This window comes from Desulfoscipio geothermicus DSM 3669, assembly GCF_900115975.1.
Lineage (GTDB): Bacteria > Bacillota > Desulfotomaculia > Desulfotomaculales > Desulfallaceae > Desulfoscipio > Desulfoscipio geothermicus.
Genome location: NZ_FOYM01000002.1, coordinates 98764 through 112451, shown reverse-complemented (window position 1 = coordinate 112451; position 13688 = coordinate 98764). Strand labels below are relative to the sequence as shown.

Here is a 13688-nt window from a genome sequence, read left to right as displayed (position 1 = left end):
ATCAATTTCCTCCCAATCACCTGAATAACCTGCTTAACTTATTAACAAATCCTCGCAGACCCCTTTCTTCTTCCGTCGCCCATTCCTTGTGCAAAATGGCATGTGCAATTTTTTTAACCGCTATGGCTGCCCTGGCGTTGGAATCACTCAATATAAATGGCCGCTGGTTTTTAACAGCCCTGGAAACTGCTTGATCGTACCAGATATCGCCCAGGTAATTCAGTTTGATGGTTAGGTAATTGTCCACCACAGCCCGCAAGCGTTCCACGGTGTGGGACGTTTCGCGGTCATTGTGCGTTTGGTTGACCACGAAAAACAATTCCCTGTGTACTTTAAACCGGTCCAGCACCTTGATCAGTCCATAGGCATCAGCCAGCGAGGTTGGCTCGGGGGTGATGACCATAAAGACGTCATCCGCCGCGGCGCAAAAAGCGAGCACATCTTTGGAAATGCCGGCGCCGGTGTCAATTAAGACAAAATCAGCCATACGATTCAGTTTTTCAATATTTTTTAATAAACCGGCACGTTGACTACTGGAAAGATTAGTCAGCTCCAAAAATCCCGACCCGCCGGAAATTATTTTTATGCCGCCGGGCCCCGGCAATAAAATATCTTCAATAGGCACATCCCTGTAGATATGGTCATAAAGAGTCAGTGAAGGCGCAACATCCAGCAATACGTCCACATTGGCCAATCCCAAATCGGCGTCAAAAATAATCACCCGCTGTCCCAGTTGCACCAGGGCAATGGCCAGGTTCACCGTCAGGCTGGTTTTTCCCACGCCACCCTTGCCGCTGGTTACGGTAATGACCCGCGGTCCCCATGCCGGTACAGGCTCATGAGGAAAGCTTTGTGTCTCATCCTTGAAAAAATTACGTTTCAGAATCCTCATCCAGCACGACGCCCCCGAGCAATATTTCAGCAAAGCGTTTGGGAGTAACTTTTTCGATATCATCCGGTACGTTCTGGCCGTTGGTTGCGTAAGCCACCGGAAGGCCTGTGTTACAAGCCAGGTTTAGCATGGTGCCGAATGTATCTGTTTCATCCATTTTAGTCATAATTAATTGATTGTACCCGATGGGCATAAAGTCATTGGCGATCCTCAAAACATCACGGTTTCTGATAGCCGTGCTCAGCACAAGGAAAATATGCTGCGGCTCGTTCACGGCGCCGACAAAAGTTTGCAATTCCAGCACCTGGCTCTGGTTTTTGGATGTTTTGCCCTCTGTATCGATAAAAATAAAATCTTTGTCCCGGTGCGCTTCAACGGCCCGTGAAAGCTCTCCGGGGGTCATGACGACCTCTACCGGGGTGCCGATGATATCGCCGTAAAAGTTCAATTTATCCACGGCGCCGAATCGGTGATTAAACACACTGATCAAGGCGATTTGTTTTTTCTCCATTACTTTCATCCTGGTGGCCAGTTTGGCCAGCGTAAGGGTTTTCCCCACGCCGGTGGGCCCGATGAAAGTGTAAATGCGCGAAGTGTTAACCTTATTGTACGTAAGTTTTAACAAATTAATAATTTCTTTTTTCAGGTGCACTAGAAAAATGTCTTCAGATACTTCCTGCTCCTGATCTGCCAGTAAATCAAGCTCTTTAAATAATTTTTCTATAACGCTGTCGTTGACTTCCATCTGGCGCAATATTTTTTTCCATTTGCCCACCAGTCCGTTTTCCACAACGCTTTCCTCCTTATCCATTTCCCGTTCTAGAACAACCTTAAACCAGTTGTCATGTTCTTTACCGGCAATTTGCATAATAGGTTCCGGCAGTTTGGCGGGTATCAATCTACCGGGAATGATGCGCGGCGGTGTAATGACATCATCAGTGACATATAAATTATTTTTCTCCTTGTTATCAGGCCCGCCGGTGAGCAGTGGAGGCGGTTGAGTCTCACTAATGCTTTGGGGGCTACGATTGTTGTCCGGCACCTCGTCCACTGCCGCGGTAACTTCAATCTGCCTTTGGCCGAAAAGATGCTTGATACTGCGTATAGGTTCTTTTTGGGTGCTGATGATTACCGCGTCTTCCCCCAGTTCCCGGCGAACCTGCTGCAATATCTGCTGCATGTCGGCGGCCACAAATTTTTTAATTTTCATCCAAAACCACCGTCCCCACTGCTTCGATCTCAATTTCCGGTATGATTTCGTTCATGGACAGCACTGCCGTGGCCGGCATCTGCCGGGCGATAAACCGCCTGAGCGGCAGGCGCAGGCGCGCCGAGCACAACAGTACCGGTGAATAGCCGTGGCCCAGCGCCTTTTCCAGTGTTCCGGCAATACTGTCCAGTACCCGCCGGGCCAACCCGGGTTCCAGCACGGGATAGGAACCCAACTGGGTGGGCTGTATGGCGTCAGAAAGCAACTGTTCCAATTTGGGGTGCAGGGTAATTACCTGCAGCTTGTTTTCAGCGTTCAGCAGGCTGCGGCAAATACTGCGGGCCAGCGCCTGACGTACATGTTCAATTAAAAAGTCCATGTCCTTGTTGACGCGCACCCCGTCGCCCAGGGCCTCCAGTATAGATATGATGTCTTTAACGGGCACGTTTTCCCGTAGCAGATGCTGCAGCACCTTTTGAATCTCACCCACCGACATGAGGTCCGGAACCAGTTCGTCCACTACCGCCGGGTTTTTATCTTTCACCACATCAAGCAATTCCCTGACGTCCTGGCGGCCCAGAAGTTCATGGGCGTGCTTTTTAATAAACTCGGTCAAGTGGGTAACCAATACCGTGGGGCAGTCAACCACGGTAAAACCGGCCATTTCCACCTCGTCCTGCTTGTCCCTGGTGACCCACCAGGCCGGTAAACCAAAGGTGGGTTCGGTGGTGGGTATGCCGGTGACGCTGATTTCTTCGCCGGTGGGGTTAAGCGCCAGAAAATGGCCCGGCATCAGTTCGCCGTTTTCAATTTCTTCTCCCCGGATTTTGAAAATGTACCGGTTTGGCGGCAGTTGCAGGTTGTCCCTGATGCGGATGGGGCGCACGTAAATCCCCATTTCAATGGCGCACTGCCGGCGCACGGCAGCCAGTCTTTGCAGCAGGTCGCCCCCTGATTTTTCATCCGTCAGGGGAATCAGGTTATAGCCGATTTCAATTTGCAGCGGATCGGTTTCCATAAACTGCAGGACATTTTCCGGTTCGCGTTTTTCCTGCACCTGTCTTTTTGCTGCTTCTTCCTGCCGGTGTATTTCCTTCTTTTTCTGGTCGTTAAGCAAGGTATAGCCCAGAAAACCGGTGGCGCCGGCCAGGATGAAAAAGACCAGGGTCGGCATGGCCGGGATCAACCCGATGGCGAACAGGATACCCGCCACGATAAACAGAATTTTGGGGAAGTTTAAAAACTGCTGGGCTAAATCCGTACCGAAGCTGGCATCGGAGGTGGCCCGGGTGACCAGTATACCGGAGGCGGTGGATATAAGCACCGCCGGTATTTGGGAAACCAGTCCGTCGCCAATGGTTAAAATAGTATAGGTTTGCATGGATGTCAGCACGTCCATGCCTTTTTGCGCCACACCGATGGTTATGCCGCCAATAATATTAATGATAATGATGACAATGCCGGCTATGGCGTCGCCGCGCACGAATTTGCTGGCACCGTCCATGGCCCCGAAAAAGTCGGCTTCCCGCTGCAACTTGCGGCGGCGGTCCCGGGCTTCGTCCTCGGTGATCAGCCCGCTGTTGAAGTCGGCGTCTATGCTCATTTGCTTACCGGGCATGGCATCCAGGGTAAAGCGTGCCGCCACCTCCGATACCCGGCCCGCGCCGCTGGTGATGACCACGAATTGAATGACAGTGATAATAATAAACACAATGGCTCCCACCACGTAGTCACCGCCCACCACGAACTGGCCGAAACCGTTGATGATTTTACCTGCCTGGGCCTCGCCCAGGATCAGCCGGGTGGAGGAAATGTTCAGCGACAGCCGGTACAGCGTGGTTACCAGCAGCAGGGCCGGGAAAACCGAAAACTGCAGCGGCTCAGTGGTGAACATGGTGATCATGATGATGACCAGGGCCAGGGTGATGCTGATGGTAAGAAATATGTCCAGTGCCAGCGGCGGCAGGGGTATGATAATGAGCAGCACTATCCCCAGAATGGCGGCGGCGATGATAACGTCGGTATTATTTTTAAGATGCTGCCCCATGCCTGCCCTGGTATAGGTTGCCAATGCTGTTTCCTCCTAGTTTGAATAATTACCTTGCTGCGCCGGGTGCTGTTACCGGCGCTCCAGGACGTCACTTGCGGGGAGCCGCCGGCCCCGCCGCTGTCTTTCTTTCCTATGCATAGGTTCTACCCGGCTTTGCCTTTCATCCGGTATACCATGGCGATGATCTCGGCGATGGCCTGGTACAGTTCCACGGGAATCTCCCGGCCCACCTCGACACTGTTGTACAGCGCCCGGGCCACCGGCGGGTTTTCCACCACGGGCACATTGTGCTGCCGGGCCAATTTTTTCATTACGGTTACCAGTTCGCCCGCCCCCTTGGCGGTAACCGTCGGGGCACCCATTTGCCGGTCATCGTACTTTACCGCTACGGCCACGTGGGTGGGGTTGGTGACAACCACGGTGGCTCGGGGGACTTCCTGGCGAATGGCATTCATCAGCAATTCCCGCTGCCGACGGCGCAGCCAGGATTTGACCAGCGGGTCGCCCTCGGTCTGCTTCAGTTCATCCTTTAATTCCTGTTTGGTCATACGCAGGTTTTTTATGTGTTCATATCTTTGGAATAACAAGTCAAAAACGGATATGGCAAAAAAAGCGCCCCCGCCGGCAAAGGCGGCAATCAGCATGGTTCCGGCGATCTGGTCCAACAACTCGGGCGGGGTTTTGAAATATATTAATAACATTTCGGGTAACCGGACTTTAATGACTGAGTATACCACGGCGGCCACGATGATTATTTTCAAAATGTTTTTGGCCAGTTCAAACAAACTGCGCAGGCTGAATATTCTTTTAAAACCTTCCACGGGGTTCAGACGCTCCGGTTTGGGCTGTAAAACCTGCGGTGCGAAGAGCACCCCCACCTGCATGACGTTGGCCGCCACGGCGGCTATGACAATAATTATGAAAACGGGCAATAAAATCACGCCGGCGCGCAACAGAAAACCCAGTATGTAATAAGGCAGCTTTTCCGCCGGTAAATTTATTGCGAAGCCGCCGCTGAAATATCCTACCAGCAGGCGCTGCATGGAAATAACGATGTAATCCTTGAAAAAAGTTATTGTTACCAGGGCCGCCAGCAGTATTACCGCCGCGCTGAGGTCGCGGCTCTTGGGCACTTGGCCCTTTTTGCGCGCCTCCCGTAACCTGCGCGGTGACGGCGCTTCGGTTTTTTGCTGCGCATTGTTATCAGCCATCAGGTCATTCCCTTCAGCAAGAATAGTATATCTTTTTCAATAACCCCGCAAAGAGAATAGATAATGCGTACCAGAACGGGCACCATGATGCTGATGGTCAACAATCCGAAAATTATTTTAATGGGAAACCCCAGCATGAAAGCGTTTAACTGCGGCGCGGTCCGGGCCAGCAGACCCAGCGTTACATCAATCACCAGCATCACTGCTATCAACGGCGCGGCGATTTGCACCCCGATGGTAACGGCCTGGCCGAAAACCTTGATTAAAAACATGGCTGAGGCACCCTGTAGCAGCGCTGTATTAACCGGAACGATCTCAAAACTGCGCACCAGGGCGGCGATGATCATGTGGTGACCGTCAAAGGCCAGCAGCACGGCAATTCCCAGCAGGTGCAGGAATCGGGATAAAATACCGGTCATCGCCCCGGCCAGTGGGTCAAAAATCATACTCATAAAAAAGCCTATTTGCATGTCAATAAGCGCCCCGGCATAAATAAGCGCGCTGAGCACCAGACTGGCTATGTAGCCCACCGCCAGGCCCACCAGTATTTCGCGCGCCAGGGCAAATACAAAGCTCCAGCCGTCCGGCGGGTAGTTTGCCCCGGCTTTTTCCACCATGGGAAAAATAATTACGGCTATGGCAAAGGACAGCCCGATTTTAACCAGGCCCGGGATGTTGGGCATGGAAAACAGAGGCCCGGCGGCGAAAAAGGCGGAAAGTCTGGCCAGTACCAAAAAAAACAGGGCCAGTTGATTCATGTCCAGCAATTTATGTACCCCTTACCTGAGCAGATCGGGAATCCGGTTGTAAATACGGTTTGTAAAATTGACCATTACCCGGACAGTCCAGGGAGCCATAACAGCCAGGGTGATAAAAACGGCAATTATCTTGGGCACGAAGGTCAGGGACTGCTCCTGCACCTGAGTTGTGGCCTGCAGAATACTTATGACCAGGCCCACGATCAGGGAAACGGCCAGGGGCGGGAGGGCCACAATGCAGACCATTAATACGGCCTCTCGGGCCAGTTCGATGATCATTGCTTCAGACATTCCGCTATCCCCCCTGGAAACTTTCCACCAGTGTTTTAACCACCAGGTACCACCCGTCCACCATGACAAAAAGCAATATTTTAAAAGGCAGGGATATCATGACGGGCGGCAGCATGAACATGCCCATGGACATCAGGGTGCTGGCCACCACCATGTCAATGACCAGAAATGGCACATAGATCATGAAACCGATTTGAAAGGCGGTTTTCAGTTCACTGATCACAAAGGCCGGAATTAAAACGCCGGCGGGCACATCCTGTTCATTGCGTAGTTTTTCCCGGCCCGATAATTTAACAAACAGCGCCAGGTCCTTTTCCCTGGTCTGCCGGAGCATGAACTTGCGCAGGGGCGCATATGCGCTGTCCCAGGCCTGCTGCTGCGAAATTTGGTTGGCCAGGTACGGTTGTACGGCCTGCTCGTTAACCTGCCGGGCCACCGGGGCCATGATAAAAATTGTTAAAAACAGGGCCAGTCCGATAAGCACCTGATTGGGCGGCGTCTGCTGCGTACCCACGGCGCTGCGCAGTAAAGACAGCACCACGATAATCCGGGTAAAACTGGTCATCATCAGCAAAAATGCCGGTACCAGAGAAAGCAGGGTCAGCAGCAGTAAAATTTTAACGGTGTTGACCACCTGGGCCGGTTCGTCCGTGGGTTGAACATTTAAATCAATGCCCGGGAGCGGCTGGGCGGCAGCCGGGCCTGCATGGCCGGTAATTGCTACGGCAAGCGCTGTCAAGAATATCAATAACAGAACGCGTTTTTTGTCTGTTGGCAATGTCAATATTTCTCCCGCCTTGCTGATATACGCCCTTATTTGTCCGCCTTAATCCCGGATGGCCTGACTTTACTGATCAGTTGAACCAAACCCGGCCATTGGGGAGCGGCGGATTCGATGGCCGCGGGCAGTTCTTCCATTTCCCGCACCAGAATGATGTTGCCTTCCTGGTGGGCGAAAAGCATGTATCTTGTCCCCACCTGCACCAGGGAAAGCCCACACTTGGGGTCCAGGGATATCTGTTCTACCAGGCGCATACGTTTTTGTGATCCATGCGCCAGGGGAATTTTCGTCCGCCCGAAGCCGAACCGGATGCTCAAATAAGCCAGTCCGCAGATCAACGGCAGTAAAATGACTATGCGTACCAGGGCAGTGAGCATTTCTTTATCCATGCGTAGCGACATCCTTTGCTCTGCCCTGGCCGGGTGATTGCTTGGGATCAATCACCCGGTCTATGCGGATACCCAGGTTATTGCCGATAATAATAACCTCGCCCCGGGCGAAATCCTGCCCGTTTACCTTGATATTCAGGGTATCCCCGGCGGCTTTTTCCAGTTCAAAAACCGTTTCTTCCCGCATGTTGAGAATTTCTTTTACCGTGAGCGTGGCTTCACCCAGTTCCGCCCAAATGTCTACGGTAATATCGTTGATAAAATCAATGGGCAACCGGGACTGCGGTAACCCGGGTTCGACCTGCAGGGCGGGGAATTGCACTTTTTTTACAGTGGTGTCACGCTTGTGCAAATTACCAAGAAACTCGTCCAGTTCACGCTGAGAAAGCATCCTAAATACTCCTTTGGATTTAGTTTTTGAGGAAGTTATGCCGGGCGTAGGGACAGGCTGCTTTTTCGTTTTTTGAAAAAAATTGCCCGTCCCCTTTTTATTGTACAATGTACTGGGTAAAAACTACTCTCTCAATGACCTTTTTTCCCAGGCGGTCGTTTATATTCTTGACCAGTTCTTTTTTTAACTGGTCGGTGGCACGCGGGGGGCGGACATCGTCAATGGTTTTCTGTCGCAGCGTGATCAATACGGTTTCAATGATATGATGTTTCTTTTCCTGCACCAGTTCCTCCAATTTTTTGTCTTCCGGGTACTCAATGGTAATTCTCGTTTTCAGAAAATGGTCATTAGTAGGGCCGCCGGCCAGGTTCACCACCATATCACCCAATTCCACAGCGGACAAGGGGACCTCTTTTGGGGTTTTTTCTTTGGCTTCGGCTTTATTGCCATCCGGTGCAAAAAACTTGAAATACCCGATAACCATGCCTGCTCCTACCAGAAAAACCGCCAGCATCATGACAAACATGATGAGAAAGTTTACCTGCCCCGTCTTTTGAGCCGGTTGGGAAGTTTGCTTATCTTCTTTTTTGGATTTTCGCAAGGCCATTTTCAGTCACCCTAACTATGTTGGTCGATTTTCGTCGGCGATATGTCGCCGGTGGATGTGTCATAAAATATTAACTAATTATGTATGTAAATGTTAAGTGGAAGATTATGTACAGGTCAAGTATATTATGGTGTGCCCGCGCGCCCGATTGAAGCGCGCGGGTCTGCTATTGTCAACTACCTTTTCAGGTTCATAAGTTCTTCCAGCATGGTGTCAGAAACTGTGATAATCCTTGAATTGGCCTGGTAACCCCGCTGGGTGACGATCATGTTGGTAAACTCGTCGGTCAGATCGACGTTGGACATTTCCAGGAAGCCGGATTCAATGGTGCCGTATCCTGTTTCGCCCGGTATGCCGGCCTCGGCTGTTCCACTGCTGACGCTTTCCCGGAACAGGTTCTGGTTGATCCTTTCCAGGCCGTCCTGGTTGGGGAACATATATAAGGTGATATTTGCCACGTCGTAATCGCCTTCGAAGAGCAGCGGGGCTCCCTTGTTATCTTGACCGGTAATCATGCCGTTGTTTTGAATATTAATTGATGAAATGGGTACGTTGGTTATTTGGATGGGCACATTTTTGGTGTAATTGGTAATGTTTCTTTCAAGGTTGCCACCATCTAAATCTAAGCTACTTCCATCAGTAACTGTTAAAGCAGGATTTGCTACATCAGTATAAATTTCGTCGTAACCGTCATAAACAGTTGTAATGTACAGGTCAAATTGATCGGGGTTGGTAGCGTTCGGTCTTTTATAGGCCATAACGCCGGAGGTTGATTGCTCGGCGTTTATTTTTGTTAATACATCATTTATTGATTCGCCAGCATTGAAATCTATTTGTACAGTCTGTCCCACGGTTCCATCAGCCAAAACCCCTCGAACCTCAAGCGTCCCTGGAGTTGCTATGGCGTTGTTAGGGTCCAGATTGGTTGCGAATGATTTTGCCTTTTCCCAGGTCGTTCCAACCAGCTGATACCCGTCTGAATTGACCATCCTGCCGTCCTGCGTTAAGTAAAAAATACCGTCTCTTGTGTAATAGTTATCGTCAGCCCCTTTGTTAACTTTGAAAAAGCCGTTGCCGTTTATGCCCAAATCCAGGGTGCGGCCGGTGCTTTGTAGACCGCCGGGTTCCATGTAGTTACTGATACTGGCCACGTTGATACCTAAGCCTGTCTGAGCGGGGTTGGTTGAAATGCCGCCGCTTTTAATGGTTTGGTACAGGGTGTCCTGAAAATTGGTACGCCCTGCTTTAAAACCGGTGGTGTTGACGTTGGATATATTGTTGCCGATTACGTCCATGCGGATCTGGTGGTTTTTCATACCTGACACTCCGGAAAAAAGAGAACGGATCATGTGTTTTGTCCCCCTTGATTGATTTTAAAAAACAAAAATCTGTTTTACCGCTTTAGTTGGGTGGTTTCCTGGATAACTTCATCCGCCGTGGTAAAAACTTTGGCGTTGGCCTGATAGCCGCGCTGCGTAGCGATTAAATTGGCCAGTTCATCCGCTATATCAATATTGGACATTTCCAGAAAACCGGAACGAATGATCCCAAAACCTTTCGCCCCGTCCTGATTGGAGGTCCTTTCACCGGTGATATCGTTTTCCAGAAAAAGATTGTCGCCGGCCCTGGTTAAACCCGCTACGTTTAGAAAATTAAACAGACCGATTTGTTTGTCGGTACTTTCTTTCCCAATGAACAGTTCTCCCGTCTCCGATATCTCGATATCCTCAATAGATTGATCATCATCCAAATCCAATTGTATTTCATTTTCGTCGGCATCTACTACTTTAAGACCAGCATGGTTCCTCAGGATACCATCTTTATCAAAGAAAAAGGAACCGTCCCTGGTAAATTTTAACCGGTCATTATTGCCATTGTCGTCGATAACCCCAAAAAACCCGTTACCTGCAATACCCAGGTCCAGCTTCCTACCGGTCGCCTGCAGCGGCCCCTGGACAAAATTATTTGACACTCCCGCTATACTTACCCCTGTTCCCACCTGACAGGCGCTATAGCTGTTTCCGGCTGCGCCCATGGCCTGGTATAACGTATCTTGAAAATTGGCCCGACTAGTCTTGAAGCCAGTCGTATTGATATTGGAAATATTATTGCCGATTACATCCATGCGAATCTGGTGGTTTCGCATTCCGGATACACCCAAATACAGGGAACGAATCATTTTAAAAACCTCCTGAGTACCGCCGTATGATAATAAGCAGTAAAGAGTTCAACAGTGCCATTCCCGGATCGCGTCGTTCATTCGGCGACCCCCGGCCTCCCGCAGGTCCGGCCGTTTACTTGACTATGACCGCACTGTCAATATTGGTAAACACATGCTCTTTCATAGCTTTTTTATCCATGGCGGAAATTACTGTACGGTTTGTTACGCTTACAATAAGAGCCAGGTCTTCATGAATCATCAATGAATTTTTAGCACCTTTGGCTTCTACCTTATGCAGGGCGCTATTTATTTTCTCCCAGTCCTGTTGGTCAATGGTAATATTCCTTTCCTTCATGCGCTTTTGCGCATGGGCGGAAACCCTTAATTTCCCAGCGATGACTAGTTCACGGCACAAGACGTCATGAAAGCTTTCAGCTGTTTTAATTGTACCTGCTTGCTTTTTAGTTGTTTTTGCAGCGCTGTTGCTTTGAACCAGCGGTTCCGGGACAACAGGTATTTTATTAATTTCCAAGTATTATCACCTATCTTTATAACTGCTTCATATGGCATGGTCAGTCCCCGGGGTGCTTATCGAGCTTGTTTCTCCTGCACAGGCAGTGCCCGATTCAGTCGTTGTTGAATCAGTACCAGCGGTAGAGGCGAGTATTTGTTACGGCACCGGCTCAGTATCTTCTGGAGCCAATGATACTCCTACAATCTGTTCTACACCATACACTTCACCATCAACCTGAAGAGCGGCACCGCCATTTTGCAGCAACACCTTTTCCACCACTCCAGTAATCTCATACCCGTCATGCTTTACTGTCACCTGCCGGTCGACCAGTGAGAAATATGGGAGCATTTCATTTGTTACACTGCCATTAATGCCGGTGATCTGGTCCAGGGTATACCTTTCCCCGTTGGTTGATCCGGCCAGGTAAAAATAAGGCTTGCCTTCATCAAATACTACGCCGCCAACTTTGCCTTCGACTACGTCATCCCCATTGACCAGCGTAACCTGCCGGCCAATTAATTCATAGTAACGGGACATTTCATATTTGGAAGCTAGGTTATCCATGCTCTGACTTACATTGTACATTTGCTCCATCATGGCCATCTGGGTTAACTGCGTGACAAAGGTTTCGCTGTCCTGGGGCTGCATGGGGTTCTGGTACTTCATCTGGGACACTAAAATTTTGATAAACATATCCGGGTCGGTAATGGACTTTGATTCTTTTTTGCCTGTATTATCGTCCGGCAAATAATAGTTTTGGCTTGGAATTATAGCTTCCGTCATGGCGCACCTCCTAGACAAAATAATTCAAACGGCTACTGGCCTCCTGTTGCGTCGCGACCGTTGCTCCGGATTGGCCGATAAGCCCTGCGCTCGGTATGTGTGCGCTGTGCTGTTTTTTAAAATACCGGCCCTGGTTTCCGTCCTGTCCCCAGCGCCCGTTTTCATGGCCTACGGATACCGAAGCATTTTGCAGGCTCAGTTGGAATGAGGCCAGGGTTTCGCGCAACTGGGGCAGAGAATTTTCTATAATTTGCTTGACTTGCTCGGATGCCGCCTGAAAATGGGCGGTAACATTACCGTCACGGTAAATTAACTTTATCGTTACTTCACCTAAATTTTGCGGGTGCAGCTGCAGCCTGACATGCGTTTGTCCCTGGCTATCCTTGCTTACCTTGCCTTTTATGGCTTCGGCCAACTGCATAAATACAGGATTGTTTTCGGGGCGCATGGTTGCAGGTGTTTCCGCGCCCGCAGCTTTTGCGATTGTTACCAAGCCGTCCGTGTTGAATAACCCTCCGCTTGTATGTGGTTGCTGGTGATTTACGGCGGTTTCTCTAATGGGTACGCTTTCTGATACATTGTTTGCAGGGCGGTTGCCGTAAGCGTTCAACGCGCGCCCTGTCACAGCTTCAATAGATTTATCACCATGCGTTAATCGACCGTTTTCTGCATCACTTTTTACTTCACTGAACATATTTTTTTCTTGATTACCGATATTTACAGTCAACACGGCATTTTTATCGGTGAATATTGACTTCAGCTGCTCCCCGTTTACTGATTTACCTGTGGCCTGGCCCGGAGCCTGCGTATTGCTAACAGGCATTTCACGTATGTGTACAGAGTTTTGATCGTCCGTTAATTTAATACTGTTATTTACCGGCCCAGACAATGCTCTGTTTGTTAAACCGGCGTCCTGAAGCAGTTTTTGCCGCTGCGGTATATCGCCGCTTGTTTTTTCCACGTTCTGCAACACGGAAAGAAGCCGGCTTAATTGATTGTAATTCAGATTCCTCAAATTTAGTTGAGCAAGTGTTGCCTGCGATTTCAAAGACTGTTGTAACTCGCCCGTGTACAGCCGGTTTTCATTCATCCCGGCTTGTTGACCCGCTGCCATTTGCAGCAAGCGGGTGAATAGTTCATCCTGTGGAACTACCGCCGCTTCAGTAAAATAGTCACGCGGGTTTTTCGACGTAACCTGGCCAAACAATTGATTGATTAATTTCTCGATGTTTGACGGCCAAGTATTAGCTTCGGAGCGGACGCTTTGTGAATCAACAAAATGTTTTGGCAAGTCAGCTTGCAACAAGTTGTTAGCGGAAGAAAGTGGAGGTAATTGCAGCATTAACTGGTTGATATCCGGGTTCGGCGACATTGTTTTTTTATCTTTTAAATCACACTTTACTGTCTGCTCCCCCTGCATGCTTTCTGTCATCCCCGCCCCTGCGCTGTCGTCACCGGCAAATAACAATTGCAGCAACTCCATAAAGCCGTCTGTTGTTGAATTCTTTGCCTTATTGTTTTGCAGGCCATTTAATGGTTTGGTATTACAGGTTTCTGGACTGACATGCAAAAAATTTTCGACAGGCGTATTATTCACCCCCTTTTTTAGATACTAATTTGCGTATTAATAATAAACAGTCTTTTAGCCAG

Annotated in this window: 15 protein-coding genes; all 15 read right to left on the bottom strand. The window is 49.6% G+C overall.

Features of this window, described 5'->3' with window-relative positions:
* Nucleotides 1-16 precede the first annotated feature (16 nt).
* Entirely contained in the window at nt 17-892 is an 876-nt protein-coding gene (locus BM299_RS02030; RefSeq protein WP_092481790.1) for a MinD/ParA family protein, read from the bottom strand.
* The gene (gene flhF, locus BM299_RS02025; protein ID WP_092481789.1) at nt 873-2102 is read right to left on the bottom strand and encodes a flagellar biosynthesis GTPase FlhF; all 1230 of its coding nucleotides are present in this window, start codon (nt 2100-2102) and stop codon (nt 873-875) included. Before flhF ends, BM299_RS02030 begins: the two co-directional genes overlap by 20 nt.
* Complete coding sequence (gene flhA / locus BM299_RS02020; RefSeq protein ID WP_092481857.1) at nt 2092-4149, bottom strand: flagellar biosynthesis protein FlhA; 2058 nt, start codon at nt 4147-4149, stop codon at nt 2092-2094. Before flhA ends, flhF begins: the two co-directional genes overlap by 11 nt.
* Nucleotides 4150-4295: 146 nt before the next feature.
* On the bottom strand, nt 4296-5363 hold the full coding sequence (gene flhB, locus BM299_RS02015; RefSeq protein WP_092481788.1) for a flagellar biosynthesis protein FlhB: 1068 nt from the start codon (nt 5361-5363) through the stop codon (nt 4296-4298).
* Nucleotides 5363-6121 carry a flagellar biosynthetic protein FliR gene (fliR, locus tag BM299_RS02010; RefSeq protein ID WP_245779609.1) on the bottom strand — a complete coding sequence of 253 codons (759 nt, stop codon included), beginning with the start codon at nt 6119-6121 and terminating at the stop codon, nt 5363-5365. The genes flhB and fliR overlap by 1 nt, the downstream gene beginning before the upstream one ends.
* 21 nt (nt 6122-6142) lie before the next feature.
* Nucleotides 6143-6412, bottom strand: a complete 270-nt coding sequence (fliQ, locus tag BM299_RS02005) for a flagellar biosynthesis protein FliQ (protein WP_092481786.1) — start codon at nt 6410-6412, stop codon at nt 6143-6145.
* Nucleotides 6413-6416: 4 nt separating this feature from the next.
* Nucleotides 6417-7157: a flagellar type III secretion system pore protein FliP gene (gene fliP / locus BM299_RS02000; protein WP_425429457.1), complete on the bottom strand. Its 741-nt coding sequence runs from the start codon at nt 7155-7157 to the stop codon at nt 6417-6419.
* Nucleotides 7158-7225: 68 nt separating this feature from the next.
* On the bottom strand, nt 7226-7582 hold the full coding sequence (locus tag BM299_RS01995; RefSeq protein WP_165608135.1) for a flagellar biosynthetic protein FliO: 357 nt from the start codon (nt 7580-7582) through the stop codon (nt 7226-7228).
* On the bottom strand, nt 7575-7973 hold the full coding sequence (locus tag BM299_RS01990) for a FliM/FliN family flagellar motor switch protein (RefSeq protein WP_092481784.1): 399 nt from the start codon (nt 7971-7973) through the stop codon (nt 7575-7577). Before BM299_RS01990 ends, BM299_RS01995 begins: the two co-directional genes overlap by 8 nt.
* Before the next feature lie 97 nt (nt 7974-8070).
* A complete protein-coding gene (locus BM299_RS01985) occupies nt 8071-8580 on the bottom strand; it encodes a flagellar basal body-associated FliL family protein (RefSeq protein ID WP_092481783.1) in 510 nt (169 codons plus the stop codon).
* A 176-nt stretch (nt 8581-8756) separates the two neighbouring features.
* Complete coding sequence (locus tag BM299_RS01980; protein WP_092481782.1) at nt 8757-9929, bottom strand: flagellar hook protein FlgE; 1173 nt, start codon at nt 9927-9929, stop codon at nt 8757-8759.
* A 44-nt stretch (nt 9930-9973) separates the two neighbouring features.
* Nucleotides 9974-10759, bottom strand: a complete 786-nt coding sequence (locus tag BM299_RS01975) for a flagellar hook-basal body protein (RefSeq protein WP_092481781.1) — start codon at nt 10757-10759, stop codon at nt 9974-9976.
* Nucleotides 10760-10874: 115 nt separating this feature from the next.
* Entirely contained in the window at nt 10875-11273 is a 399-nt protein-coding gene (locus BM299_RS01970) for a TIGR02530 family flagellar biosynthesis protein (RefSeq protein ID WP_092481780.1), read from the bottom strand.
* Nucleotides 11274-11411: 138 nt separating this feature from the next.
* The gene (locus tag BM299_RS01965; RefSeq protein WP_092481779.1) at nt 11412-12038 is read right to left on the bottom strand and encodes a flagellar hook assembly protein FlgD; all 627 of its coding nucleotides are present in this window, start codon (nt 12036-12038) and stop codon (nt 11412-11414) included.
* A 10-nt stretch (nt 12039-12048) separates the two neighbouring features.
* The gene (locus tag BM299_RS01960; RefSeq protein WP_131820592.1) at nt 12049-13635 is read right to left on the bottom strand and encodes a flagellar hook-length control protein FliK; all 1587 of its coding nucleotides are present in this window, start codon (nt 13633-13635) and stop codon (nt 12049-12051) included.
* Nucleotides 13636-13688 lie beyond the last annotated feature (53 nt).

Excerpts from the sequence above, each read along its gene's own strand:
- BM299_RS02030 (WP_092481790.1), bottom strand. The coding sequence starts at position 892 with ATGAGGATTCTGAAACGTAATTTTTTCAAGGATGAGACACAAAGCTTT.
- flhF (WP_092481789.1), bottom strand. The coding sequence starts at position 2,102 with ATGAAAATTAAAAAATTTGTGGCCGCCGACATGCAGCAGATATTGCAG.
- flhA (WP_092481857.1), bottom strand. The coding sequence starts at position 4,149 with ATGGGGCAGCATCTTAAAAATAATACCGACGTTATCATCGCCGCCGCC.
- flhB (WP_092481788.1), bottom strand. The coding sequence starts at position 5,363 with ATGGCTGATAACAATGCGCAGCAAAAAACCGAAGCGCCGTCACCGCGC.
- fliR (WP_245779609.1), bottom strand. The coding sequence starts at position 6,121 with ATGAATCAACTGGCCCTGTTTTTTTTGGTACTGGCCAGACTTTCCGCC.
- fliQ (WP_092481786.1), bottom strand. The coding sequence starts at position 6,412 with ATGTCTGAAGCAATGATCATCGAACTGGCCCGAGAGGCCGTATTAATG.
- BM299_RS01995 (WP_165608135.1), bottom strand. The coding sequence starts at position 7,582 with ATGGATAAAGAAATGCTCACTGCCCTGGTACGCATAGTCATTTTACTG.
- BM299_RS01990 (WP_092481784.1), bottom strand. The coding sequence starts at position 7,973 with ATGCTTTCTCAGCGTGAACTGGACGAGTTTCTTGGTAATTTGCACAAG.
- BM299_RS01985 (WP_092481783.1), bottom strand. The coding sequence starts at position 8,580 with ATGGCCTTGCGAAAATCCAAAAAAGAAGATAAGCAAACTTCCCAACCG.
- BM299_RS01980 (WP_092481782.1), bottom strand. The coding sequence starts at position 9,929 with ATGATCCGTTCTCTTTTTTCCGGAGTGTCAGGTATGAAAAACCACCAG.
- BM299_RS01975 (WP_092481781.1), bottom strand. The coding sequence starts at position 10,759 with ATGATTCGTTCCCTGTATTTGGGTGTATCCGGAATGCGAAACCACCAG.
- BM299_RS01965 (WP_092481779.1), bottom strand. The coding sequence starts at position 12,038 with ATGACGGAAGCTATAATTCCAAGCCAAAACTATTATTTGCCGGACGAT.